General features: G+C 44.6%; 17 protein-coding genes and 1 pseudogene. 13 read left to right on the top strand and 5 right to left on the bottom strand.

Going from position 1 to position 26,758, the window contains the following annotated elements:
- Positions 1-48: 48 nt before the first annotated feature.
- The 3 genes from NQ510_RS03965 to metG all read right to left on the bottom strand — a co-directional run bounded on the left by NQ510_RS03965 (position 49) and on the right by metG (position 4,531).
- Positions 49-954 carry a beta-1,6-N-acetylglucosaminyltransferase gene (locus tag NQ510_RS03965; protein WP_005830824.1) on the bottom strand — a complete coding sequence of 302 codons (906 nt, stop codon included), beginning with the start codon at positions 952-954 and terminating at the stop codon, positions 49-51.
- Positions 951-2,396 (bottom strand): lipopolysaccharide biosynthesis protein, encoded by a 1,446-nt coding sequence (locus NQ510_RS03960; RefSeq protein ID WP_005830822.1) that lies wholly within the window; start codon positions 2,394-2,396, stop codon positions 951-953. The genes NQ510_RS03965 and NQ510_RS03960 overlap by 4 nt, the downstream gene beginning before the upstream one ends.
- Before the next feature lie 92 nt (positions 2,397-2,488).
- Positions 2,489-4,531, bottom strand: coding sequence for a methionine--tRNA ligase (metG, locus tag NQ510_RS03955; RefSeq protein ID WP_009037611.1), 2,043 nt, complete (start codon positions 4,529-4,531; stop codon positions 2,489-2,491).
- 166 nt (positions 4,532-4,697) lie between these two features.
- Here metG and NQ510_RS03950 point away from each other — a divergent pair, with 166 nt between their 5' ends.
- The 3 genes from NQ510_RS03950 to NQ510_RS03940 all read left to right on the top strand — a co-directional run bounded on the left by NQ510_RS03950 (position 4,698) and on the right by NQ510_RS03940 (position 7,000).
- Positions 4,698-5,549 carry a PepSY-like domain-containing protein gene (locus NQ510_RS03950; protein ID WP_034525943.1) on the top strand — a complete coding sequence of 284 codons (852 nt, stop codon included), beginning with the start codon at positions 4,698-4,700 and terminating at the stop codon, positions 5,547-5,549.
- Positions 5,550-5,636: 87 nt separating this feature from the next.
- On the top strand, positions 5,637-6,017 hold the full coding sequence (locus NQ510_RS03945) for a transposase (protein WP_005828537.1): 381 nt from the start codon (positions 5,637-5,639) through the stop codon (positions 6,015-6,017).
- Positions 5,999-7,000: an IS3 family transposase gene (locus NQ510_RS03940; RefSeq protein WP_227212994.1), complete on the top strand. Its 1,002-nt coding sequence runs from the start codon at positions 5,999-6,001 to the stop codon at positions 6,998-7,000. Before NQ510_RS03945 ends, NQ510_RS03940 begins: the two co-directional genes overlap by 19 nt.
- 412 nt (positions 7,001-7,412) lie before the next feature.
- Here NQ510_RS03940 and NQ510_RS03935 read toward each other — a convergent pair whose 3' ends face one another.
- A complete protein-coding gene (locus NQ510_RS03935; protein ID WP_080545845.1) occupies positions 7,413-7,853 on the bottom strand; it encodes a DUF6078 family protein in 441 nt (146 codons plus the stop codon).
- Positions 7,854-8,099: 246 nt separating this feature from the next.
- Between NQ510_RS03935 and NQ510_RS03930 the strand changes: the two genes are divergently transcribed.
- From NQ510_RS03930 to NQ510_RS03920, 3 genes and pseudogenes are all read left to right on the top strand, one after another.
- A complete protein-coding gene (locus NQ510_RS03930) occupies positions 8,100-9,008 on the top strand; it encodes a DUF6268 family outer membrane beta-barrel protein (protein WP_034526003.1) in 909 nt (302 codons plus the stop codon).
- A 65-nt stretch (positions 9,009-9,073) separates the two neighbouring features.
- Positions 9,074-9,832, top strand: a pseudogene (locus tag NQ510_RS03925) (LytR/AlgR family response regulator transcription factor).
- Positions 9,833-9,842: 10 nt separating this feature from the next.
- Positions 9,843-10,862 (top strand): sensor histidine kinase, encoded by a 1,020-nt coding sequence (locus tag NQ510_RS03920; protein ID WP_005830803.1) that lies wholly within the window; start codon positions 9,843-9,845, stop codon positions 10,860-10,862.
- Here NQ510_RS03920 and NQ510_RS03915 read toward each other — a convergent pair.
- Positions 10,849-11,781: an acyltransferase family protein gene (locus NQ510_RS03915; RefSeq protein ID WP_005830800.1), complete on the bottom strand. Its 933-nt coding sequence runs from the start codon at positions 11,779-11,781 to the stop codon at positions 10,849-10,851. The two genes, NQ510_RS03920 and NQ510_RS03915, sit on opposite strands and share 14 nt — an antisense overlap.
- Positions 11,782-11,949: 168 nt before the next feature.
- Between NQ510_RS03915 and NQ510_RS03910 the strand changes: the two genes are divergently transcribed.
- The 7 genes from NQ510_RS03910 to NQ510_RS03880 all read left to right on the top strand — a co-directional run bounded on the left by NQ510_RS03910 (position 11,950) and on the right by NQ510_RS03880 (position 26,662).
- Positions 11,950-14,013: an acetate--CoA ligase family protein gene (locus NQ510_RS03910; RefSeq protein WP_005830797.1), complete on the top strand. Its 2,064-nt coding sequence runs from the start codon at positions 11,950-11,952 to the stop codon at positions 14,011-14,013.
- Between the two features lie 148 nt (positions 14,014-14,161).
- The gene (locus NQ510_RS03905; RefSeq protein ID WP_175522703.1) at positions 14,162-18,175 is read left to right on the top strand and encodes a hybrid sensor histidine kinase/response regulator transcription factor; all 4,014 of its coding nucleotides are present in this window, start codon (positions 14,162-14,164) and stop codon (positions 18,173-18,175) included.
- 65 nt (positions 18,176-18,240) lie between these two features.
- On the top strand, positions 18,241-20,793 hold the full coding sequence (locus NQ510_RS03900) for a hypothetical protein (protein ID WP_005830794.1): 2,553 nt from the start codon (positions 18,241-18,243) through the stop codon (positions 20,791-20,793).
- An 81-nt stretch (positions 20,794-20,874) separates the two neighbouring features.
- Positions 20,875-22,965, top strand: coding sequence for a glycoside hydrolase family 172 protein (locus NQ510_RS03895; protein ID WP_005830792.1), 2,091 nt, complete (start codon positions 20,875-20,877; stop codon positions 22,963-22,965).
- 154 nt (positions 22,966-23,119) lie between these two features.
- The gene (locus tag NQ510_RS03890) at positions 23,120-24,124 is read left to right on the top strand and encodes a GRP family sugar transporter (protein WP_005830790.1); all 1,005 of its coding nucleotides are present in this window, start codon (positions 23,120-23,122) and stop codon (positions 24,122-24,124) included.
- The gene (gene rbsK, locus NQ510_RS03885) at positions 24,125-25,081 is read left to right on the top strand and encodes a ribokinase (protein WP_005830788.1); all 957 of its coding nucleotides are present in this window, start codon (positions 24,125-24,127) and stop codon (positions 25,079-25,081) included.
- A 36-nt stretch (positions 25,082-25,117) separates the two neighbouring features.
- Positions 25,118-26,662, top strand: a complete 1,545-nt coding sequence (locus tag NQ510_RS03880; RefSeq protein WP_005830786.1) for an ADP-ribosylglycohydrolase family protein — start codon at positions 25,118-25,120, stop codon at positions 26,660-26,662.
- The last annotated feature ends 96 nt before the right edge of the window (positions 26,663-26,758 follow it).

The following is a 26,758-nucleotide window of genomic DNA, read 5'->3' as shown; positions in this document are numbered from 1 at the left end:
GCATTCCGGTTGGGATAAAGTGGCATATCTGTTGGGATAACTCTCTTTTTATTCTCTTCTTGTCTGCTCTATGGCTTCCATTAATCTGTCTGATGTGCCGCTTACTATTTTCCGGCAGAACATCTTTCCAGACTGCCGCAATACCGGCAGGTCTTCGAGTGTCATCACGCGGATGGATGCGCCGTAGTCTATGTAGTGCAAGGGAGTGAGACGGGTAAGTCCGGGGTATTCCCCCTCTAAAAGAAGCCCTTTTGAGGCAAAAGGGGAGTTGAATACGATGGTCTGTATGCACAGCTCGCTGGGTACAAAGCTGGTTCTGAAATACTTCACCAGCTTCTCCTCCGTGCACAACTTTTCATATACATATCGTGCGCAGGGCAACGTGATGGCCCAATAGTCGGAACCGAAATAGACATCTGCCTGCTTGCCCTCCAAGGGTGCAAAAGGGGCTTTCCGGATGGGGAGTATCTGTACCAGCTTGCGCGATGCTACGATGAGTTTGTTCTTCCACCATATACTCTTCCAAGGCAGGTCACGGAAAGGGTGGTAATGGGTTATCTTGTGCAACTGCTGTTTCACGGTGCAGTGTGTCAGGTTGAAACCGCCGATGAATTCAGTGTCTTGATGCTCCTCGAAATAGTGGTGGATGGCGTTGTTGTTCCATAACGGATAGTCTTGCCCGCTCAGGCATACTACGCGGGTATAGGGGATACCGCTGTGCAATACGGCGGCAAGCAATTCTTTCTGATATTCCACTTGTTCCCATCCTCCCCAGCTTATCCGGTGGCGGGGCACGAAAGTGACCTTGTCTCCCAAGGCTTCTTCAAAAGGGTGTATATCGGCATTGAGGTCGATGTGCACGTAGAAGTCTGCCCGGTCATCCAGTGCGGCAACCAGGCGTGCCAAGTGTGGGGCATCCTTGTAGGCGGATATGATGTAGGCTATGCGGCTCATGCTCTTTTTTTCTTTAAGAGGAATTCAATGCTTTCCCGGAAGATGGTAGATTGTAGTTTCCACAAAACCAGTGCATAAAGCCCAGCTACCATAATGATTTTGGCTGCCATATTTAAGTATAGGTTTTCTATGGGCTGAGTAGCATAGTGAGTTGACACTACGAGTACAATGGATAGGGAGAGATAAGGAGAGATGTCTTTCAGCATATCGCGCAGTCTTAATCCTATCTCCCTCTTGACAAAACGGAACCATACAAACAGCCAGCCGATATTGATAATGACGAAAATACGCAGCATCCATTCCAACCCGTATGGGTATATGGCACATACAGCTACTATTTGCAGCAGGCTCAAGCTGATGGTGCTCCACATATAGATAGAAGAATGTCCCCGGCTGATGAGCAGGTTGGAGAACAGATTGATGACGGGAATAAATGCTCCCCAAATACATAACAGTTGCAAGATATCGGCACTGGGCAGCCACTTCTCCGTGATAGTGATTATAATCAGTTCTTTCGATACCAAGCTCAATCCCAGCATGGCGGGGAAAGAGATAAAGGCGGTGAAGCGTAGCAGCTTTCTGAATACGGCAAGTTGCCGTGCCTTGTCGTCGGCAACCCGGGTAAAGACGGGTTGTGCAATGCCGTTTATCATGCCCGTAATCGTGGTATGTCCCATGCCGTTCCACTTGTTTGCCTGCGTAAAGTTACCCACTTCCCGTTCCGAATAGAACTTACCCAACAAGACGGAAAACAAATTGTTATTGATTATGGTGAAGATATTCGTAATGATTATCTTACTGCTGAACCCTATCATCTCCTTGATAGGTGTAAAGTCGAACCGGAAGCGGGGTCTCCAACGCGAGAAGTAGAAATTGAGAACCGTCATTACGGTGATGAAAGAGATGCTTTGCAGTGCAATTCCCCAATAGGCGAATCCGTTTGCCGCCAATGTGATGCCCATAATGCCGGAGACTATCAGACTTGAAATAGAAATGACGGTAGTGTCCTTGATTCTGAGGTTCTTGAATAGATATGCCCTCGGTGCAATGCTCATGCTGGAAATGACGAATCCCAAGAAGGAGAGACGGGACAGCGGTATCAGCTCGGGCGTATCGTAGAAGTCGGCAATCAGCGGTGCGGCAAAGAAGAGTAATATATATATAGTAGTGCTGCACATCAGGCTGAACCAGAACACGGCGTTGTAATCCTTGTGCAAAGTCTCCTTCCGGTTGGTCAGTGCCGAAATGAACCCACCCTCCTGCAAGGCGGCGGCAATGGCGGAGAAGATGGTAAGCATCCCTACCATACCATAATCCGAAGCATCCAGCAGACGGGCAAGGACTATTCCGAATCCCAGATTTAACAACTGCTGTATGCCGTTGCTGAATCCTCCCCAGAAGAGGCCTTTGGCTGTTTTTTCTTTGAGTGATGTATCGGACATAGTTTATTGGTTGATAAGGCAACGAGTTAACAAGGCCACGAGGCTTTTCCTTCCTCCTTGTAGCCTTGTTAACTCGTTACCTTGTTACTGTTTTATTTCACCTCGCTGCCCGGCTTCACCTCTTTCAGCAGTGAAGTCACCGCCAGCGAGCCGTCATAATTCTCGGCAGAGAGAATCATTCCCTCACTTACCAGCCCGTTCTTGAATTGGCGTGGAGCGAGGTTGGCGATGAACAGCACTTGCTTGCCTACCAGTTCTTCCGGTTTGTAGTGCTGGGCAATGCCGCTGACGATGGTGCGGTTTTCCAGCCCGTCGGCAATCTTGAACTTCAGCAGCTTCTTCATCTTGGGCACTGCCTCGCATTCAAGCACTGTACCTACGCGGATATCCAGCTTTTCAAAGTCTTCGAAGGCGATGGTCGGCTTGATGGGGTTTGCCTTGTAGGTGGCGGCTTCGTTTGCCTTCTTGGTGGCAAGCAGCTTGTCTACTTGTGCCTGGATGACGTCGTCTTCTATCTTTTCGAACAGCAGTTCGGGGGTGCCCAGCTGATGTCCGGCAGGCAACAGGTCGGTGTGTCCCAGCTCTGCCCAGTCAAAGCTGTCCATGTTCAGCATCTTGCGAAGCTTCTCGCTGCTGAAGGGCAGGAACGGTTCGAAAGCAATGGCAAGGTTGGCGACCAACTGCAAGGAGATATGGAGGATGGTGGCTACGCGCTCCATGTCCGTCTTGGCAAGCTTCCACGGCTCGGTGTCGGCAAGGTATTTGTTTCCGATGCGGGCAAGGTTCATCGCTTCCTTCTGTGCGTCGCGGAATTTGAATACATCCAGCAACTTCTCCACTTCTGCCTTGACGTCGGCAAATTCTTTCAGCGTCTCGCGGTCGTAGTCGTTCAGTTCGCCTGCGGCGGGCACTACGCTGTCGAAGTACTTCTTGGTGAGTTGCAGGGCGCGGTTCACGAAGTTGCCATAAACGGCAACCAGCTCGTTGTTATTACGTGCCTGGAAGTCCTTCCAGGTGAAGTCGTTGTCTTTTGTCTCCGGTGCGTTGGCGGTCAGCACGTAGCGCAGCACATCCTGCTTGCCGGGGAAGTCAACGAGATACTCGTGCAGCCATACCGCCCAGTTGCGTGAAGTGGAAATCTTGTCGCCCTCCAGGTTCAGGAACTCGTTGCTCGGCACGTTGTCCGGCAGGATGTAGCTACCCTCTGCCTTCAGCATGGCGGGGAACACGATGCAGTGGAACACGATATTGTCTTTTCCGATGAAGTGTACCAGACGCGTTTCGGGGTCTTTCCACCATTTCTCCCATGTGTCGGGCAGCAACTCTTTGGTGTTGCTGATGTAGCCGATAGGGGCGTCGAACCATACATAGAGCACTTTGCCCTCGGCACCCTCTACGGGAACGGGAATACCCCAATCCAGGTCGCGGCTCACGGCACGCGGCTGCAAGCCCATGTCGAGCCAGCTCTTGCATTGGCCATAAACATTGGGACGCCACTCCTTATGGTCTTCCAGAATCCATTGGCGAAGCCATTCCTCGTGTTTGTCCAGCGGCAGATACCAGTGCTTCGTCTCACGCATCACGGGCTGGCTGCCGCTGATGGCACTCTTCGGATTAATCAGGTCCGTGGGGCTGAGGCTGGTGCCGCACTTCTCGCATTGGTCGCCGTAAGCGCCTTCGGCATGGCAGTGGGGGCACTCGCCGGTGATGTAGCGGTCGGCAAGGAAGGTCTTAGCTTCTTCGTCGTAATACTGCATGCTGGTCTTTTCGATGAATTCTCCCTTATCGTACAGCTTGCGGAAGAAGTCGGAAGCCGTGTCGTGATGCGTCTTTGAAGTAGTACGGCTGTACACGTCGAAGGAAACGCCGAACTCTTCGAAAGACTTCTTTATAAGCGTATGATAGCGGTCCACCACGTCTTGCGGGGTGATGCCTTCCTTCTTGGCGCGGATGGTGATGGGCACTCCGTGTTCGTCGGAGCCGCCGATGAAGATTACATCTTCCTTTTTCAGTCGCAGGTAGCGGACATAAATGTCGGCAGGAACATAAACGCCTGCCAGGTGTCCGATATGAACCGGGCCGTTGGCATACGGCAATGCCGAGGTCACGGTGGTACGTTTGAATTTCTTTTCCATTGTGTTATTATGTATCTCTTTTGTTATGAACGCTTTTAGTGGCACAAAGATAGCTGTTTTCTGCAAAATATGAGTATTCTTCCAGATTCTTTCCAGATTTAGGCTTCATCTTTGCCATACAAAATGAACAAACTTGGTATTGATAATGTAAAAAAACGAAATGACTATGAAACTGGAAAAGTACTTCTTATTATTGGCGTTAGGCGTGTTTGCCTTTGCCTTGCAAAGCTGTGATGATGACGACAACGACGGAATCTCCGTGCCCGCGGAACTGAGTAATGCGTTGGCCAAGGAGCATCCCAATGCCCAGCGTATAGAATGGGAAACAAAAGGTGCATATTATGTGGCTGATTTCCATGAGGACAATTTCGAAAAGGAGGCCTGGTTCACCAAAGACGGTGTATGGCAGATGACCGAAACCGACCTCCGTTGTGCAGACCTTCCCGCTCCGGTGAGAAGCTCTTACGAGAGTAGTACCTATTATAATGTATGGAAGGTGGAAGATGTAGACAAGCTGGAACGTAAGGAAATGGCTGTTGTCTACATCATCGAAGTGGAGAAAGGTAATCAGGAAATGGACCTCTATTATTCGGAGGACGGCATTCTGGTGAAGGAAGTGGCCGATGCGCACAACGGCGGTTCTCCCGAAGATTATCTCCCTTCTGATATTTCCGCTGCCATCAAAGATTTTATAGCAGAGAAATATCCCAATGCCCGCATTGTGGATATTGAAAAAGAAAAGAACGGTATGACGGAAGTCGAAATCGTGCACGGAAGTATCAGCAAGGATGTGATGTTCACCGCTGAGGGTGCATGGGCCTATACTATCTGGGATATCAGTAAGAGACATCTGGAGGATGTAGTGAAGAACGCCGTTACGGCTGCCCATCCCGGTTATGTCATTGATGATGCCGACTTTATTGAGACTCCCGATGGCAGTTACTTTTTGGTAGAGATGGAGCAAGGGGAAAGGGAAATCTACGTAAAGGTGACAGCGGAAGGTGAAATACTGCCATAGTCTTATACTGAATACTTCCCTTTAAATCAGCGTGTCTTATCCTGATATAGGTAGACACATTTACAAACTAATAAATGTGTTACTATTATGACTTCAAAACGAAAGCTTTATCGTGAAGATGAAAAACTGTTTTTTCTTCACTCTTACTACCAATCAGGTATGAGTAAGCATGCCTTTTGCCGGGCACATGGCATTTGTTGCCCTGCCTTGCTAAATAGTTGGATTAAAAAGTATTCAAATTTAGCAGAAGAGCTATCTTTGCCTTCTGAACAAGAATCACCAGATATGTCCAATCGCAGCAAGGAAGCCTACAAAGATGAAAATACCCAATTAAAAAAGCGCATTAAAGAGCTGGAGAAAGCTCTGTCTTTCTCCAAGCTGGAAACAGAAGCCCGTGAGTTGATGATTACGCGTGCTGAAGAACTCTTCAACATCCCTATCAGAAAAAAATCTGGGGCCAAATCGTAACGGAACTGGTCAGTCAGCGCAACCTGAAAGTTGCGTTGGCCTGCCGTCTGTTTGGCCATTGTCGTCAAGCCTACTACCAGTCAAAGGCTGACATTGAGAGTCAGATACATAGGGAACGTCTCATGCTGGATGCTGTCCGTGATATCCGTATCGAAGATCCGGGTATAGGCTGTTACAAACTGTGGATTATGCTCACCGTGCTTTTTGGAGCCGGGTTCATGCCTGGGCGGGACAGCTTTTATGCATTGCTCCGGCAACACCGCTTGATGCTTCCTGCCCGCAAGACCCGGCATACGACGAACTCCAACCATCGCTACCACAAGTGGAAGAACCTAATCAAAGGACTGACCTTGACTTCAGCCAACCAGTTGTGGGTCAGCGACATTACTTATATACCACTTGCCAATGGTGAAGTCTGTTATCTGCATCTGATTACGGATGCCTACTCCCATAAGATAGTGGGATGGGTGCTTGCCGACACCTTACGGGTATCGGCAACCATCAATGCATTGCAACAGGCTATAGAGCAGGCTGTTGAAATGACAGGAGATGAAAATCTTACGGGCCTGATACATCACTCGGACCGTGGCGTACAATACTGTTGCGACCCATACGTGGCACTTCTTCAGAAACATGGCATTGCCATCAGTATGACGGAAGACTACAAACCCACCGACAATGCCGTTGCGGAACGTATCAACGGGATTATTAAGGCGGAAAGCAGCCATCCTCGAGGCCGGTTCAACGAAATCGGGCATGCAAGAAATGTCATAGCTCGCTACATACATTTCTATAACCATCGCAGACCGCATATGAGTATCGGGTATAAAATACCTGCTGTGGCGCATCTGGAGAAGGGAATACAGAAGAAAATGTGGAAGAAGAAAAAATATCCTTCCACAAGTAGCAATAAAAAGAAGGATGCAATATCTTTGCAAAGCCGGACAGCAAGTCCGGGCGAAGGCGCAGGACAGCGCACCTGACAAAGACAGAATGCCTCTTTTAGGGGCACCCAGTCTTGCCGGACAAGCAAGCACGGGCTCTGCAAATGCAGCAGGATGACTGTCAACAGAATCAGGACAACTCACTTTGCTGTGTCTACTATATCAGCAGGGCTTGGGAAGAAGTGACTACTGAACCAGTACAACATTCCAAGAACCGTCTACTGATATCGGTTATAAAAAGAAAAAGCGTCTAGCTAAATCAGGAAAAGACAGCGTATTGTATTTACCGCTTGTTTACCTTCTAATGTAAAGCAGTTTACCATAGGGTGTAACGGCCGTTACTCCATATTGTAACGGTCGTTACACCATAGTGTAAAGCCTTTTACCTCGTAGTGTAAATGAAGTTACCGTTTGGGGTAACCGGAGTTATCATGTGAGGTGACCGGAGCTGTCATGTGAAGTCGTACTCTTCTACATAAGCGTCGAAGTACTCCGTCCGTTGGAGTCCTAAGTTACGGGCAATTGCAATGACTTGTTGCTGCTCGGTTGGTGAGAGCAAAGTTTCCCCTTTCCGCTTCTGATAATATCTTCGGATACCCCATAAGCCGATGAGCCGGTAGCGGAACGTGCCGGACTGGCCGACAGAGATGGCTTCTGCCGTATGGATAAAGCCTTTGGCATAGCGCACTTTCTTATTCGAGCAATAATATTTGCATTTTCCCGCTGTGGACTCTATTGCTTTCGGATTCAGTACATATAGGAAGATGTTGTTTGAGGGTGCATACGTATATGCAATCCGGCGCAGGCAGGTGTCAGTATAAGGGCATGTGTCAGTAGCGCATAAGCCGAAGTTATGGGGAACTTTGGAATAATTGAAAGTTTCTTCTTTCATCATTTTTTTGTTTAAAGTTCCGCAAAGGTACAATTAGTTTGGAGATTGATGGGTGCTTCACCTGATATTTGTTTTATCCCGAAAATATTATGTATTTTACGTAACGTGAAATGCGTAACGTAAAACATGGAATCATTCCGCCTTCCGGTTTCCGCATTTCGTCTTCCCCATTCCGCACCCCGTCCGTAAATGCTTCCCGCTTACTTGCCGCAGGACTATATTTGCAGAAAACATTTGCATATTCCCATGAAGACAAACTCTGTGATTCTATTGGTGTTGTGGCTTGCGGCGTGGCCGTTCTGCTGCCGGGGGCAAGGCTATATCAGTTACGACTATCTGCCCGAAAGTTCGTTGAAGGATGACCTCGGCAACGAGTATGGTTCGGGCAGCCTGATGATGGTATCGGGAAGGTATAACCTGCCGCTTTCCGTCAGGCATGACGACAAGGGCAGGCTGGTGGCGTGGTCGGCAACCGTCAATGCTGCCTATGGCGTATTCCATAATAAGGGGCAGGCGCGGGAGTTGAATCCGGACAATCTGCTGAATGCCAGTCTGAATATCTCCCACATCCGTCCCCTGTCCGACAAGTGGAGTATCATAGCCTCTGTGGGCGGCGGTGTCTATGCCCCGTTGGACGGGGTTTCCATGAAGACCCTACTGGCTAATGGAGCAATCATCTTTGTCTATAAACTGCGGAAGAACCTCGACTTGGGCATCGGTGCGGGGTTGACGAACTCTTACGGTATCCCGATGATACTGCCCATGATGTACTTCAGTTGGAGGAATGCCGGCAGGTATGAGCTGAAAGTGGATATGTCCAGCGGCATGAAAGTGTCCGTCGCCACCTGGCTGAACAAGAAGCTGAAGCTGGAACTGACCGCCCTCGATATGGACGGCATGTCTGCCGTGATGGAAGTCGACGGGAAATCGAAAATCTATTCTACCGTCATGCTGAGGTCATACATCAGTCCTTCGTGCCAGTTGAGTAGGAAGACGGCTGTTTATCTGGGAGTGGGCGGTAACTGGATACGCGGGATAAGTATGTCGGACCGTAGTTTGAAAGGTTTTCTCAATAACTTCAAGAACGATGAGGACGAGCCTTGCTTTAGACCGACTCTGCGCCTGACGGTGGGATTCAGGTATACGCTGAAATGACAAATGCCATTTTAGTAAAGACAAGAGGTAAAATAGTATCTTTGTCGCAATAACAGACATGTTGTATGGTAAAGTATTTATTAGTAGAAGATGAGCGCTTCGCCTACGAAGAGCTGAAGCGTATGATGCAACGGCTGCGCCCTTCCTGGCAGTTGGCGGGCTGGGCAGAGAGCGTGGAGCAGGCTGTACTGCTCTTGCGTCAGGGTAGCCTGGACTTGATGATTGTAGATATCCGCTTGTCCGACGGGTTGAGCTTTGAGATATTCGAGCAGTGTCCCGTCGATTTGCCCGTTATCTTCACCACCGCCTACGACGAATATGCCATCAAGGCTTTCAAGGTAAACAGCATCGACTATCTGCTGAAACCCATTGAAGAAAGCGACCTAGAAGCAGCCTTGTGCAAGTTCGAGCGCAACAGTGCCCTCCGTTCTGCGGCTCCCGAATATCGGTAACTGGAACTCGGCTACTTGGCAGCCAACAAGAAGAACCGTTTTCTGGTGCAGGTGGGCGATACCTTCCGCTACGTAGAAACTCCGGATGTCGCTTTCTTTTATAGTGAGGACAAGCTGACTTATCTGCACCTCTTCTCCGGGAAACGGTATATCATCAGCTACTCGCTGGACCAGTTGGAGGGAATGCTGGATAGGGATGTTTTCTTTAGGGTTTCAAGGAGCTGCATATCCAACATTAGGTCCATCCGGAAGAGTTCCAGGTACTTCGGCAGTCGCTTGAAGCTTTACTTCGAGCCGGAGTGCCCGCACGAGGTATTGGTGAGCCGCAGTCGCGTGGCCGATTTCTTGAAATGGGTGGACGGAGTGGTATGAGTTATAAGTTATGAGGCATAAGAGATACATATTCCTTTTTATACTGACGGTTTCCGTCTCGTTGCTTGTCATAGGGTGCGTTTATAACGTCATCAGCGGTAAGCCGTGGTATGCGAATATCATGGTGCAGTTCTTTCTGAATCTTCCTTTGTGCATAGGGCTGGGGTTCATCGACTTTGGGGTTATCAACTTGATATATAAAAGACTGAAACAGCGCAACAATGCGGTGAGGATTCTGGTGGATATTGTGTTGACCACTGCACTGGCTGTTCTGTTGACGTACATCTTGAACTTCCTGCTGATGGGCGGGCATGGAAATTTCTGGCATATCCTGAGAAACTCCCTGCCGGTAGTGCCGTGGAACTGGATTATCGTTCTGCAGATAGAGATATTCTTCTATAGCCTGCAACGTTCGGAGATGGAGAAGCAGATGGCTGTCATCGAGAAGGAGAAGGCGCTGTATCAGTTCGAGGTGCTGAAAAACCAGATTAATCCTCATTTCTTATTCAATAGTCTGAATGTCCTTGCCTCCCTTGCTTATCAGGATACCGAAAAGACGAACCGGTTTGCCAAGAAGCTGTCTACGGTGTACCGTTATCTGCTCACTACGCATGGCAGAGCTACGGTGACCGTGCAGGAAGAACTGTCGTTCGTAGAGTCGTATTTATACCTGGAGCATATCCGCTTTGGCGATGCGCTGCATGTGGAGATAGAAGATGATTTGCGGAATCATCATTGTCTCGTCATTCCTGCCAGCATACAGATGCTTGTGGAGAATGCCTTGAAGCATAATATCAGTACAAAGAAGTCGCCGCTGATAGTCCATATATCCATAGGAAACGAAAGGATTACGGTACGCAACAATCTTCAGTTGCGCAACTATGTGGCCAGTAACGGAGCGGGATTGAAGAACCTGCAGCGGCAGTATGCCCTATACGGCACGCTGGTGGAGATTCTTAAGGACGAAAAGGAGTTTGTGGTGAAACTTCCCTTTGTGGGCGAAGACGTGAACCGTCTCAGCACAATATAGTCCTCTTCCCGAAGAAGAATCTGGAAACGTGCATCTTGTCCATAGCCCACGCCATACCCATGCAGCCGCTAAGAGTGAAGGCGGTGGCAGTGACAAGGAACAGCATCCCCGTAGGGTCGAAGGCGAACACGGGCAGAAACGCCTTGGACAGAATGGTGAAAATGGGTGAGAAAAGGAGTATGACCAGCGTATTGCGCCCTATAAAGAAGGAAAGCCGTTTGGCTTGTACCGGCAGATAGCCGTAGGCTACCAACAGCAGGCTGATGGAAAGCCAGGTGATGGCGACTCCTGCCAGAGTACCCCTATCCAGATTGGCGGGAAAACAGCATAGTATTACGAATGGAACAATGGCGAAGGTTGTGGCGCGAAAGACTTGTGTAAAACGAAGCCCGCTTTGGCTCACTGTCATGCCGATAAGGAAATAGAGGGCATTGGAGAAGTTCATCAATCCTCCCCAATGGGAAAGGGCAAACAGGCAGACACCGGTCACAACCAGCCGGGAGACAACCGACAGCCTTACATAGCGGAATGTGATATAATAGATGAGGCTGCACAGAATCAGTGTATGCAGATACCAGTAAGGCCCCATCGGATGGAGGAATATCTTGTCGAGCAATACGGTAGGAGTAATGGCATCTACACTTTCGCGTACGGGCAGGAAATGCGACATCACCGTATAGGCCGCCTCCATGCAGGCATACGGAATGAAAATCCATAGAAACTTGCGGAGAAAGCTTCGGGCATCCTTCCGGTTATTGGCCAGATAGCCCGAAATAATCAGGAAAGCGGACATGTGGAACGTATAGACGATTTGTTTCGCATACGGATACTTGTCGCCTATATATACAAGGTGGAAGATAATCATCAGGGTGATGAAGATGCATTTCAGATAATCTATCTCTTTGACACGGCTTTCCATATAGGGTAGTTTTCTGCGTATTGTTATTGATGGCACAAATATATATACTTCCGTAAACTTATTTATATTTTGCAAAGGGATTAAGCTTATTTTCTCTTTTACCGATTGCTTTTATGTATGGAAAATGTATATTTGTGCATGAATCATTAACTTAATGTAAAACAGACTATGATAACAAGCCAATTACTTCACCCGGCCAGTATTGTGGTAGTGGGGGCATCCAACAATGTACACAAACCCGGAGGGGCTATCCTGAAAAATCTGCTTAGCGGCGGATATACCGGTGAGCTTCGTGCCGTGAATCCGAAAGAGACTGAAGTGCAGGGTGTTGCTGCCTTTGCGGATGTGAAGGACATTCCCGATACGGACCTTGCCATCCTTGCCATACCTGCCGCGCTTTGTCCCGATGCGGTGGAGATGCTTGCTGCGGAGAAGCAGGTGAAGGCGTTCATTATCCTTTCTGCCGGTTTTGGTGAGGAGACCCATGAGGGTGCTGTGCTGGAAGATCGCATACTGGAAACGGTGAACCGGTATGGAGCCTCTCTGATAGGCCCCAACTGTATCGGTTTTATGAACTCGTGGCATCACAGTGTATTCAGCCAGCCCATCCCGCAACTGCATCCGCAAGGGGTGGACCTGATTTCCAGCTCCGGTGCCACAGCGGTGTTCATATTGGAGAGCGCCGTGACCAAGGGATTGCAATTCAACTCTGTATGGTCTGTGGGCAATGCCAAGCAAATCGGCGTGGAGGATGTGTTGCAATACATGGACGAACACTTCAATCCGGAAGCGGATTCCAGAATAAAACTTCTTTATATAGAGAGTATCGGTGACCCCGACCGTCTGCTGTTTCATGCATCCTCGCTCATCAAGAAGGGCTGCAAGATTGCGGCCATCAAGGCGGGCAGTAGCGAAAGCGGCAGCCGGGCGGCGAGTTCGCATACGGGGGCCATTGCCAGTAGCGATTCGGCGGTAGAGGCCTTGTTCCGTAAGGCGGGTATTGTGCGTTGCTATTCGCGCGAGGAGCTGACGACCGTAGGTTGTATCTTCACACTGCCGGAACTGAAAGGGAAAAACTTCGCCATCATTACCCATGCCGGCGGTCCGGGAGTGATGCTGACCGATGCATTGAGCAAGGGCGGACTGAATGTTCCGAAACTGGAAGGACCGGTGGCGGAGGAACTTAAGGGTAAGCTTTTCCCCGGTGCGGCTGTGGGGAATCCCATTGATATTCTGGCTACGGGTACGCCGGAACATCTGTGCCTCTGTCTGGAGTATTGTGAGGAGAAGTTTGACAATATTGATGCTGTAATGGCTATTTTCGGCACTCCGGGGCTGGTGACCATGTTTGAAATGTATGATGTGCTGCACGAGAAGATGCTGCATTGCAAGAAGCCGATTTTTCCGATTCTTCCTTCCATCAATACGGCGGGAGCCGAGGTTGCCGCTTTCCTGGCAAAGGGCCATGTGAACTTTGCCGATGAGGTGACTCTCGGCACGGCACTTTCGCGGATAATGAATGCCCCGCGGCCTGCCAATAATGAAATCGAGCTCTTTGGAGTGGATGTTCCCCGTATCCGCCGGATTATAGATTCCATTCCTGCGGACGGTTATATCGCCCCGCACTATGTGCAGGCATTGCTCCGCTCTGCAGGTATTCCTATTGTGGAGGAGTTTGTTTCGGACAACAAGGAAGAAGTGCTTGCCTTTGCGCGTCGCACGGGGTTCCCGGTGGTGGCAAAGGTGGTGGGGCCGGTGCATAAGTCGGATGTGGGCGGTGTTGTGCTCAATATCAAGAGTGAACAGCATTTGGCATTGGAATTCGACCGTATGATGCAGATTCCCGAAGCTAGTGCTATCATGGTGCAGCCGATGTTGAAAGGGACGGAATTGTTTATCGGTGCCAAATATGAAGAGAAGTTCGGACATGTGGTACTCTGCGGCCTGGGCGGTATTTTTGTGGAGGTGCTGAAGGATATATCTTCCGGTCTTGCACCGTTGTCCTACGAGGAGGCTTACTCCATGATTCACTCGTTGCGTGCCTATAAGATTATCAAAGGTACGCGTGGGCAGAAGGGAGTGAATGAAGATAAATTTGCCGAAATTATTGTACGGCTTTCCACCTTGCTGCGCTTTGCAACGGAAATCAAGGAGATGGATATCAATCCATTGTTGGCGACTGAAAAGCAGGTGATAGCGGTGGATGCGCGCATTCGGATAGAAAAGAAGTAGGAAATATTGCAGCTCTAAATCCCCCTTATCTAGCGAGATAGAGGGGGATAGGACGAATCTTTCATTCATTGGGACGCATTTTTTATCGTTCGTTGGCAAAATGGCCTATATTTGAGGTCTAAATAATAGAGCGATGAAGAACACGAATCTGAAGAAAATGCTGATAGCTTTTATATGCCTGATATGTTTTTTCACTTGTTATGCACAAACAATCGGGGAGCACTATTATCTTAATAGTCTTACTATCCGGGACGGGCTATCTCAAAATACAGTATACGATATTCTACAAGATAAAGCCGGCTTTATGTGGTTTGGAACCAAAGACGGTCTAAACCGCTATGACGGTTCGTCATTTAAGATATTCAAATATGATAGGACAGATGAGCATAGTCTTGGGAACAACTATATACTTGCTCTATATGAAGATGTGGAAGGCAATATTTGGGTGGGTACGGATATGGGATTGTATATATATTATCCGGAAAGAGATGTTTTTGAGCCTTTCAAACAGTTAAGTGATGAAGGTACTACCATAGATAATGCTGCAGCCATGATTGTTGGAGACAAAAATGGAGATGTATGGATTACGGTAGAACGCCAGGGTATATTCCATTATAATTTGCAGACAAAGGCATTAAGGAACCATACACTTAAGGAGTTCCCTTTTTTGACTTCGAATGTACATTGTGTTGTTTTTGATAACAGTGAAACGATTTGGATTTATGGAAACGGATTGTTCTATTCAAAAGACGGACTCAAGACGATTCATCCTTTTGTCTCTTCTGATGGTAAGAAGGTCTTTGAAGGTGATCCGCTCATGAAGGTACTGCCGGGGGCTTATAACTGCTTTTACATAGCTTCTGTCGGTGGAGGTATAAAGGAAATGAATCTTAGTTCGGGAAAAGTCCGCGATTTGCTGTTGACAGATGAGACGGGGGAACGGATATGGTGCCGTGAGTTGATGTCTTTTTCTGACGATGAATTATGGATAGGATGTGAGTCTGGGATCTATATTTATAATCTTCGAACAGATAAATATGTGCATTTGAAAAGTTCTATGTATGATCCGTATTCACTGTCGGATAATGCAGTTTATTCTTTGTGTAAGGATTGCGAAGGTGGCGTTTGGATAGGCTCTTATTTTGGAGGTATCAATTACTATCCGCATTCATATACTTGTTTTGAAAGATATTATCCGAAGGGAGTGAATGATGGCTTACATGGGAAACGGATACGTGAGTTCTGCCAGGATAGTCAGGGAAAGTTATGGATTGGAACAGAAGATGGTGGATTGAATAGGTTTGATCCGGTGACGAAGGAATTCAAGTTCTTTACTCAGAGTCTTGGTTTTACAAATGTGCATGGGTTGTGTTCGGTAGAGAATGAGCTTTGGGTAGGAACTTTTTCCAAAGGACTGAAGGTAATTGATACCCGTACGGAAACTATTGTAAGGTCATATCAATATGACGGCGGCCCACATTCCTTGAATGACAATAATGTTTTTGCTATTTGCAGGACTGCTGCAGGGGACATTTATATTGGGACAGGATGTGGCTTGATGCGTTATAACAGACAAACGGACAGTTTTGATATAATTCCGGAATTAGTAGGAATATTTGTGTATGACATTAAGGAAGATACCAGTGGAAACTTGTGGTTGGCTACATATGTTTGTGGGGTTTTTCGTTATGATGTCAGCAAGAAAGAATGGAAGAATTATGTACACAATGAAAAAGATGAAAAGAGCCTTTCCAACAATAAGGTTCTGAGTGTTTTTGAAGATTCACGCCGGAATGTCTGGCTGACTACCCAGGGAAGAGGAATCTGTCTGTTTCATCCGGAAACAGAAAACTTTACACGCTATGATACCGGTAATGGATTGCCGAATGATGTGGTTTACCAAATTGCAGAAGATGAAGACGGGGTATTCTGGTTAACGACGAATAATGGTTTAGCCCGTTTTGATTTAACTTCAGGAGCGGTAAAAGTATATACGACGGCGAACGGGTTGCCGAGTGACCAATTCAACTATCGTTCCAGTTTTAAAGATAAGGACGGTACTATCTATTTTGGTAGTATTGACGGTTTTGTCGCCTTCAATCCAAAGACATTCTCGGAAAATAAATATGTTCCTTCTGCCGTCATTACCGATTTTCTCCTTTTCAATAAAGAGATGCGGGCTGGTGCTGAGAATTCGCCGTTACAGGAAAATATTACTTTCTCGGATAAGTTGTTACTCTGTGCGGAGCAAAATTCTTTTTCTTTCCGGCTTGCTGCTTTGGGGTATCAGGCTCCGAAGATGAATAAACTGATGTATAAGTTGGATGGTTTTGATAGTGAGTGGTTGACTGTAGGGGAGAGTCCGTTGGTGACTTATTCTAACCTGCATTATGGAGATTATACGTTTCGGGTAAAGGCAGGCAATAGTGATGGAATATGGAATGAAGAAGAGACGACTTTACATATCCGTATTCTGCCGCCTTTCTACCTTTCTGTTTGGGCATATGTCGTTTATGCATTACTGTTCTTGATTTTCTTTGCCTATCTTTATCTCTATCTGAAGCAGCGGAATAACAGAAAACAACAAAGGCAGATGGAAAAGTTCGAGCAGGAGAAAGAACGTGAAATCTATAATGCAAAATTCGATTTCTTTACGAATGTGGCACATGAGATACGTACTCCTTTAACTTTGATTAAAGGACCCTTGGAAAATATCATTCTAAAAAAAGATGTTGATGCGGAAACTCGTGAGGATCTGAATATCATGGAACAGAATACGGAACGCTTACTGAATCTGACGAATCAGTTATTGGATTTTCGCAAGACTGAAAGTCAAGGATTCAGTTTGAATTTCACTAGATGCAATATAACGGAAGTAGTACAGAAGACACATTTGAGATTTACTTCTCTTGCCAAACAGAAAGGACTGGATCTCACTTTGAAAATACCTGAACGGGCTTGCTACGCGCATGTCAATAAAGAAGCTTTTACCAAGATACTCAGTAATCTGTTGAGCAATGCCATGAAGTATGCAGAGAGCTATGTACAGATTTTCTTGGAAACGGATATGGCTGTGGAGAATGGAATATTCCATATTCGGACAGTGAATGATGGGCCTATCGTACCGGATACAATGAAGGAGGAAATATTCAAACCATTTGTCCGTTTTAATGGGGAGGAAAATGGAAAGGTGGTTTCCGGCACAGGTATTGGACTGGCGCTTTCCCGTTCTTTGGCTGAACTGCATCGGGGAAGTTTACGAATGGTGGAGGGAGAAGACGCAAATATATTTTGCCTTACTCTACCACTCACCCAAGATAATGCTATTACGATGGAATCTGGGGATGTCAGTAATATGGAACCTTCTGCCGAACTCCAGGCGAAGTGGGAGGAGCTTAAAGAAAATAATGAAAACAGATATACTGTATTGGTAGTTGAAGATAATCCGGAAATGCTTTCTTTCGTAAGTAGGCAGTTGTCGCATGAGTATATCGTTCTGACAGCTGTCAATGGAGAAGAGGCTTTGCGTATATTGGATGAAAATTTTGTGAACTTGATTGTAAGTGATGTCGTGATGCCACTAATGGATGGCTTTGAGTTATGCAAGACTGTAAAATCCAAATTGGATTATAGTCATATCCCCATCATCCTATTGACAGCTAAAACTAATATACAGTCTAAAGTAGAGGGGTTGGAGCTAGGAGCTGATGCATATATTGAGAAGCCTTTCTCACCGGAATATCTTTTGGCTGCGATTGCCAGCTTGATTAAGAATAGAGAAACGCTACGTCAAACTTTTGCCAAGTCTCCCTTTGTGGCTGCCAATACAATGGCGTTGACAAAGGCTGATGAGGAATTCATTAAAAGGCTGAATGAAATAATTCTTTCTAATCTTCATAGTCCGGAGTTCAGTATGGAGGATATGGCTGAAATGCTGAATATGAGCCGTTCTAATTTCTATCGGAAAATAAAGGGAGTACTTGATTTGACTCCTAATGAATATTTGCGTATAGAACGCCTGAAGCGTGCAGCCCAATTGTTGAAGGATGGTGAAAATCGGGTCAATGAAATTTGCTATATGGTAGGGTTCAATTCTCCTTCTTATTTTTCCAAATGTTTCTTAAAACAATTTGGGGTATTACCTAAAGATTTTGTGGACTGAAGTGGAAGGTCTCAGGGTAAAGTATGTATTTTCAATAAAAAATAAATATCAAAAATCGGAATATTATGAAATGTATAGTTAACAAACTATTTATCGGTGCACTGTTCCTTTTGGGCGCCTTGGTTTGCAGTTGTCAAAACACAACGGAAAATACGGTAGAGAGCAGTGTAGAGGGAAAAGACACACTAGGATTTAAGTATATTGATATTGTTCATATCACACATACTGATTATGGCTATACTGACCATGCATTGATTGCTGTTGATTTGCATAAACGTTTTATTGATGTGGCATTGGATTTGGCATTGAAGACCAAAGATGAAATTCCGGAGAATCGGTTTGCATGGACAGTAGAAGCGTTAGATCCATTTTACTCATGGTGGAATTCAGCTTCTGAGGACAGACGGGAATCAATGCTAGACATGATTGAAAACAAACAGATTGGAATCAATGCTATGCCTTTTCATATACACCCTTATGCCAATAAGGAACAATGGGATGAGATGTTTGACTGGATTCCTAAAGATATGTGGTCTCAATTGGATATTGAAGTGGGTATGCAACATGATGTGAATGGTTTCCCACGTGCAGCAGCAACAAGGTTACTTGACCGTGACATACATTATATCTGGACTGGCATTAATCCGCATTGGGGTGGTTCTCCGGTAGAGCAACCTGGTGCTTTTTGGTGGAAAATGCCTGATGATAGAAAACTTTTGGTTTGGTCAGGATATCCTTATTGGCAAGGTTATCTTTTCTTTGCGGAAAAGGAGTGGCGTTTACAACAGCGGGAATATGCCAATACGCAAACATCATGGCCGCGCAATGGTAATATTCTACAGACTGATGATGTATCTATGCATGGAGCATATGATGTGTGTGTGAAACGCTTGAAGGATTTGAGAGAAAAAGGGTACGATTACCCCTTCCTTACATTGACTTTTACCAATGAGTGGAGATGTGATAATGATGGTCCTATGCCACAGTTGCTTGCTTTTATCAAAAAATGGAATGAGATGGGTTTCAAGCCTATGTTGCGTATGAAAACAGCAGGTGAGGCGATGAGGAATATAGAAAAGGAGATTGGAAATCAATTGAGAACTTTCGAAGGTGAGTGGCAAGATTGGTGGGCTTTTGGTGGTGCAGCTATGCCACGCGAGATGGAAGTGGCACGTCGTGCTGTTTACCATACAAAAGCGATCAGTTCGCCAGTATGGGGAGAACTGAATAGTGGAGCTAAAGATGAATTGAAAGAGATTAACCGTTTGTTATGCCGTTATTTTGAACATACATATGGTTCTAATGAGACTTCAGAGGCACCTTATAGTTTATATACGCAAGGACAGCTGAATGAAAAGAATGGTTTTGCTTATCGTCCGTGGGAGCGGGGAAAATATTTACTGGCACAACTGGCACGTAATAAGTTCGCGCAGGCAGATGCTGGTTTGTATGTTGTTAATGCGGCAAATGCATCTTATACAGGATGGGTTAAACTGGATGTTACCGGTTTTAGGGAGGTAGACTATAAATCTGTACGAAACTTGGAGAATGGAAAGTCATATCCTTTGTTTAAAGAGGGAGATTATGTTTGGCGCTGGGTAGTTGATGAGAATCTTAATACTAGTCGTGAGGCGATTCCCGGAGGAACTGAGGCATGGTTTTGGGTATCTGATATGCCGGCTAATTCGTTTACTCGTTTTGCACTTGATACCTCGGAGGTAGAGATTATTGATAAGAAAATAGATTTGCCGGAGTTATTTTTTGATAAGAACGGTTGGGTGACATCTGCACGCTGGAAAGGTATGGATGAACCGTTGTTTACGGAAGGGCTTGCCGACTTCATGGTAGTACACTTCAATGATATGGACAGATGGTCTCAAGGTGATATCTATATGCATATGGATGAAGCACAACGTATAGAGAAGTTCAATGAGATTACTAGAATGGAGTGGGCAAAACCGAAAAGTAAGGCTAAAGTGAGAGAAACACCTTATTCATGGATTGTTTCGCAGGATATGGAACATCCAAGGGTGAAGAATATGAACCGTCAGGTTGAGATTTTCAAAGAGGTTCCGAGAGCGAAGGTTAATATTTTCTTTGACAGAATTTCATCAATAGCACCAGAAGTATTCTATGCTAAGTTTCCTTTTCCTCAGGATTGTAGACAACCGGTTGCTACCAATGGAGGAATTCCTTATGAACTGTACAAAGAACAAATACCTAACTCATGCAAGGACTTTTTTGTTATAGACAGCTGGGTGAAATATGAAGCGGAGGATGGTGCACGGATCTGGTCGTCAGGAGACGTTCCAATTGTCAGTTTTGGAGGACATCATATGGGGATGCGATTGCAGGATGCTCCTAAAAAAGAAAATGAACTTTATGGTATGCTTTACAATAACTTATGGGTAGTTAACTTCTGTGTAGATTCTCCCGGTGAAATGAATTTTGAGTTTGATTTGACATACCGTGAAGGGAAACAGTCTGTTGAGCAGCTCACTGATATGGCTGATTCGTATTATATTCCGATGTCTATTGTGAATACTCCAGAGGCACTGGAAGATCCGGTAGTCCATAAATATTTGAATACACCCCAACGTTTGACGTCGGGATACTGACTAAGACTATGTATGGACTGTAAGGGAGCTTATGTATTGGTATAGAAAATATCTGGTATAATTTTAATATCATGACAAATAATGACATGTAGTAAATTCTTTTTGGTCTTGCTGATGCAGGTGTTTATACTTTCTTCGTTTGCTAATGGTAATGAGATAACTTTTTCCTCTTTGTTGCAGGAGATGACCAACCGTGAGTCATTGGTTGATTATCCATCTCCATATTACACTGTGCGGCAGTTCAGCAGTTATGACCGTTTCTCAGATCATGCAGTGAAAGGTTCTTATGACTGGTTTGCTAATTGGGATTTTAGCCAGTTTCTTCGTACGGAAGAAAAGGATGGACGTAGGGAATTTGTTATGTTTGACGCAGAAGGACCTGGTGCTGTAGTACGTATATGGATTACGGTGGCCAACTATAATGATAACGGTATATTACGTTTTTATTTGGATGATTCGGATATACCAGCTATTGAAGGTGAGGTACTGAGTCTTATCAGTGGTCACTTTCTGGCAGATGCGCCTATATCTACGTCTGTATCTCCTTTGACTCCTTATAAACAACGGGGACATGATTTGTATTTACCGATTCCTTATGCAAAGCATTGCAAGATTACTTATGAAACTCCTGGTATCACTGCAGCAGGGAATCGTCCACCCGGAGAGAACTTCTTTTATAGTGTAAACTATCGCACATATGATAAGGGAAGTATTGTAAAAACATTTACTTTGGATGATTTGAAAAAGGAAGCTGATGTACTTGATGGTACACAGAGAGAACTGATGGAACAACCTATTCTTGAAGGAAAATATCAAAAAAAAGTATCTGGGGATAAGGCTATTACGAATTTATCGGGAGAGAATCGGATTGTTCTAGAGGGTGGAGGAGCTATACGTGGTATACAACTTAAACTATCTGCTGATGATTTGGCTCAAGCTTTACGTTCCGTGATACTTAGAATTACTTTTGATGGTAATCAGACAGTTTGGTGTCCGGTTGGTGATTTTTATGGAACGGGTAATCGTCTTTCGCCTTATAGTTCGTTTTATACTACTGTAAGCAAAGATTCTATGATGACTTGTTATTGGGTGATGCCGTATAAAGATAAATGTGAAATTTCTCTGGAGAATTTGAGAACTGAAGTAGTGAGTACATCTCTTACTGTTTATTCGTCTGATTGGGAATGGAATGAGAGAACCATGTATTTCGGCGTAGGCTGGATGGAATATCATCGTAAATATACAGGGTTACATAAGAGTATCAATGGGACATTGGATGCAGAAGACATAAACTTTGTAACTTTAACTGGTCAAGGTGTTTATGTTGGTGATGCTATAACAATCTTTAATACAGTTGGTGATTGGTGGGGTGAAGGGGATGAAAAGGTATATATTGATGGAGAAAGTTTCCCGTCACATTTTGGGACCGGGACGGAGGATTATTACGGTTATGCTTGGTGTATGCCAAATTTCTTTGAACATCCTTTTATTGCCCAACCCGATGGCACAGGAGCTTATCAGCCTGGACACGTGGCAAATTTGAGATATCGTGGGTTGGATGGCATAACGTTTAAGAAATCTCTTGTTTTTGATATGGAATTTTGGCATCAGAGTGCGACATATGTCAATTACGCACCGACTACTTATTGGTATATGCTTCCGGGAGGAAAAACGAACCGGAAACCAGAAGAAAAGATGGCTGTAATTGATATAGCGAAGCATAAGAATGACCTGGTGAGTAACTCTGTTGACAAAAATGGAAAAGTGGAGGGAGAATTTATGAATATTTCTGTAACTGGTGGCATGGAACGAACGCAGTGTATTCCTGAGATGAATTGGAGTAATGGAGTACAGTTTATATGGAGAGAAAGTAGGAAAGGAGATTGTGCTAATTTAGGTTTTGTGGTTGATGAGGGAGGAAAATATTCGGTAAAGTGCAGGTTTACGATTGCCCCAGATTATGGTCGCTTTTCTGTTGAGGTAAATGAAAGTCCGGTTCTTCCCTCTGTTGATACTTATAATTCAAAGTTGAGCATGATGACAGTTGAACTAGGTATATTGGAGCTGAAGAAAGGGGAGAATTTCTTGAAACTTGTACAGCTGGATAAAAATGAAAAGGCAGTTAATTCATTGATAGGATTGGACTATTTGACTGTAGAAAAGGTAAAATAGTCTCAGGATATAAGATGTGAAATAGTTTGGAATGGGATTGAGACTTTTGTATTATTTATTGGGACATTTATTATATGCTAAATCCTTTTTGCAGGTTAATTTTGTGGTCAGTAACTGTTTGAGTATTTAATTCTAATAAATCAATTCTAATACTATGTTTATCATTGAAAATTATTCGTTGGCAGTAGTGTTTTGTTTTATAACAATGCTGTGTTGGGGGTCTTGGGGCAATACCCAGAAGCTGGCGGGCAGTCGTGTCTGGCGATACGAACTCTACTATTGGGATTATGTAATAGGTGTGTTACTTTTGTCACTTCTGGCTGCGTTTACAATGGGGAGCGTAGGGGAATTGGGACGAGGTTTTGTTGATGATTTGTTGCAGGCTGACGCATCTAATCTGGCTTCGGCTCTTATCGGGGGTGTCATATTCAACCTTTCCAATATTCTACTTTCTGCCTCTGTTTCTATTGCAGGTATGTCTGTGGCCTTTCCATTGGGAGTAGGGCTGGCTTTGGTTCTGGGAGTATTCATTAATTATTTTAATGCACCGCAAGGTAGTCCGGTATTCCTTTTCTTAGGAGTTCTGCTGGTGATTGTGGCGATTGTCTTTAATGCTTGGGCCTATAAGAATATGGGAAAAGGTGGGGAGCAACAAAAAACAAAAGGTATTGTGATAGCTATAGTGGCAGGTATTATGATGTCTTTCTTTTTCCGCTTTATTGCAAGTTCTATGGATTTGCAGAATTTTGAATGTCCTGAAGTCGGTAAGATGACCCCCTATACAGCAATGGTGATTTTTTCTATTGGTATTTTCACCAGTAACTTCATTTTCAATACAGCCGCCATGAGGCGTCCTTTTGTCGGTACATCTACATCTTATGGGGATTATTTTGCTGGTAGTTTCCGTCTGCATGCTGTAGGAATATTGGGTGGTATAATCTGGGGTATTGGCAATCTGTTCAGTTTGTTGGCTACGGAAAAAGCCGGTGCAGCCATTTCATATGGATTGGGACAAGGTGCTACGATGGTGGCTGCATTCTGGGGCGTATTTATTTGGAAAGAATTTGTGGGAGGTCCTAAAATAAACAGAACTTTACTGACATGTATGTTCATTCTGTTCTTGTCTGGAATCGGTTTGATTATTTATGCGGGACTTTAAATGGTAATTTATATATCTAATGATGAAATGGAAAAATGTAAGAAAATAGTTGTGGTCGGTAGCACGAATGTTGATTTGATTGCCCGCGTCAGTCACCTGCCTGAACCGGGTGAGACAATAGGAGATGCAGAATATTGCCTTTCATATGGAGGCAAAGGAGCTAACCAGGCAATTGCTGCTGCCCGGTCAGGAGGACATGTCTCATTTATTTCTTGTCTGGGAGATGATGCCTATGCAGATACACTTATAACCTCTTTTGTAGATAGTGGAATTGATGTGGATTATATTCAGAAGTGTGTGAGACACTCTACTGGGATTGCTTTTATTTTTGTTGCGGAAAATGGAGAGAATTGCATTGCTGTGGCTCCAGGGGCAAATAATTTATTGCGAGGAGAAAGAATGGATACTATTCTTCCAGTTATAAAAGAAGCGGATGCATTGGTGCTGCAGCTGGAGATTCCTTATGAATCGGTGATTTCGTTGATTGAGTATGCTCATACTGTTGACACTAAAATCATTTTGAACCCAGCTCCGGCCAAGCAGATACCTTCTTATATCCTGGAGAAAGTGGATATTCTTATTCTGAACGAGACTGAGGCTATGCTTATAGCAGGACAGTCATTGGACTTTTCGGAACCGATAGGTATTGCTCGAAGTCTATTGAGAAGAGTAGGACAAGTCGTAATTCTGACATTGGGAGAAAAGGGGTCGGTTATTGTTTCGGATGAGATGGAGAAACAGATTCCTTCATATGTAGTGAATACAGTAGATACGACAGGAGCTGGTGACACGTTCTGTGGTGCTTTTGTAGCTCAGTGGGTGGAAGGAGTAGATTTACAGGATTGTGTACAGTTTGCAACAGCAGCTGCTGCTTTGTCTGTCACAAGAATTGGAGCGCAAGTTTCGATTCCTTATCAAAAAGAAGTAATTGAATTTATGCGCAATAGAATACTATAGGCTATTGGATTTGCAGAATACTTATGAGATAATATTATGAAAACAATCGGAAAAAAATTAGTTATTGTATTAATCTTGTTTTTGGCTGGAGGAACAATGACTTCTTGCCACCAACAATCTTCGTCAGTTACAAATACCATGTCTACAAGCCAACTTTTGGATAAAATAAAAGGAGGATGGGCAGGACAAACCATTGGAGTTAGTTTTGGCAGTCATACGGAGTTCAGATATCAGGGAACATTTATACAAGATTATCAGTCTATCCCATGGCATGAAGGCTATGTACAAGAGTTAATGGATTCTTGGCCCGATTTGTATGATGATATTTATATGGATTTGACATTTGTAGATGTATTGGAAAGAGTTGGACTAGACGCTCCTGTTGATTCTTTTGCCATTGCATTTGCGACGGCAGACTATAATTTGTGGCATGCTAATCAGGCTGCTAGATACAATATTTTACATGGGGTAAAGGAGTCTGGGCATTGGTTGTTTAATCCCCATGCGGATGATATAGATTATCAGATTGAAGCTGATTTTGCTGGCTTGATGAATCCAGGTATGCCAAATTCTGCTTCTGAGATTAGCGATAAGATTGGACATATTATGTGTTATGGTGATGGTTGGTATGGTGGAGTATATGTGGGTGCGATGTATAGTTTGGCTTTTATATCAAATGATATTCAGTATATTGTGGAGGAAGCTTTGAAAACCATACCTATTGAAAGTACATTCTATCAATGTATTTCGGATGTAATAAAATGGCATAAACAATACCCGGATGATTGGAAACAGACATGGTTTGAATTGCAGAAACATTATTCGGAAGAAGTTGGATGTCCTGATGGAGTTTTTGTACCATTAGATATTGATGCAAAGATAAATGCAGCTTATATTGTTCTTGGTTTGTTGTATGGTAATGGAGATTTTACTAAAACAATGGAAATATCTACACGTGCTGGGCAAGATTCTGATTGTAATCCTTCTTCTGCCGGTGGTATTTTAGGTGTGATGCTGGGCTATAGTCAGATTCCGGAATATTGGATGCAAGGTTTGAGAGGAGCAGAAGCCAAGAAATTTAAATATACTTCATTGAGTTTAGATGATTTATATGCTATTAGTTATAGACATGCTCTTCTAATGATAGAGAAAAATGGAGGGACGGTGTTTGACAATCAGGTAATGCTACCGATACAAAAGCCTACTGCTGTACGTTTAGAACAATGTTTTGAAGGAGTGTATCCGCTGGTTAAGAAAGGATTGAACTGTACAGATATTGATACTTTATCTTTTGACATAGATGGGGTTGGTTTTGTAATTAGGGGTGAGGCGATTCGTAGGGACTATAGTCAACCGGATGATATTATAAAAGCAAAACTTTATATTGATAATCATTTTGTAGAGGAAGCTGAGTTTCCAACAAGTTTCCGTTATCGTCGTTTAGATCTTTTCTGGAATTATCAATTGCCCAATGGAAAACATAATATCAAGGTAGTGGTTGATAAACAGAATGTTAATGCATTATTGCGTTCATGGGAATATATTGTGTATTCTGATAAGAAACAACAAAGTTCCTATTAGTTCTGTATAGGAAAAAAATTCTATTTTTTTCTCCTTAAGGGGATGTTTATGGTATTTAATGAGACATTTGTTTCATCGAAATACTGTTCTATAGTC

Origin of the sequence: Bacteroides uniformis (genome assembly GCF_025147485.1) — a bacterium.
GTDB lineage: Bacteria > Bacteroidota > Bacteroidia > Bacteroidales > Bacteroidaceae > Bacteroides > Bacteroides uniformis.
The sequence above is the reverse complement of the archived record's forward strand: the minus strand, read 5'-3'. Positions and strand labels throughout refer to the sequence as shown.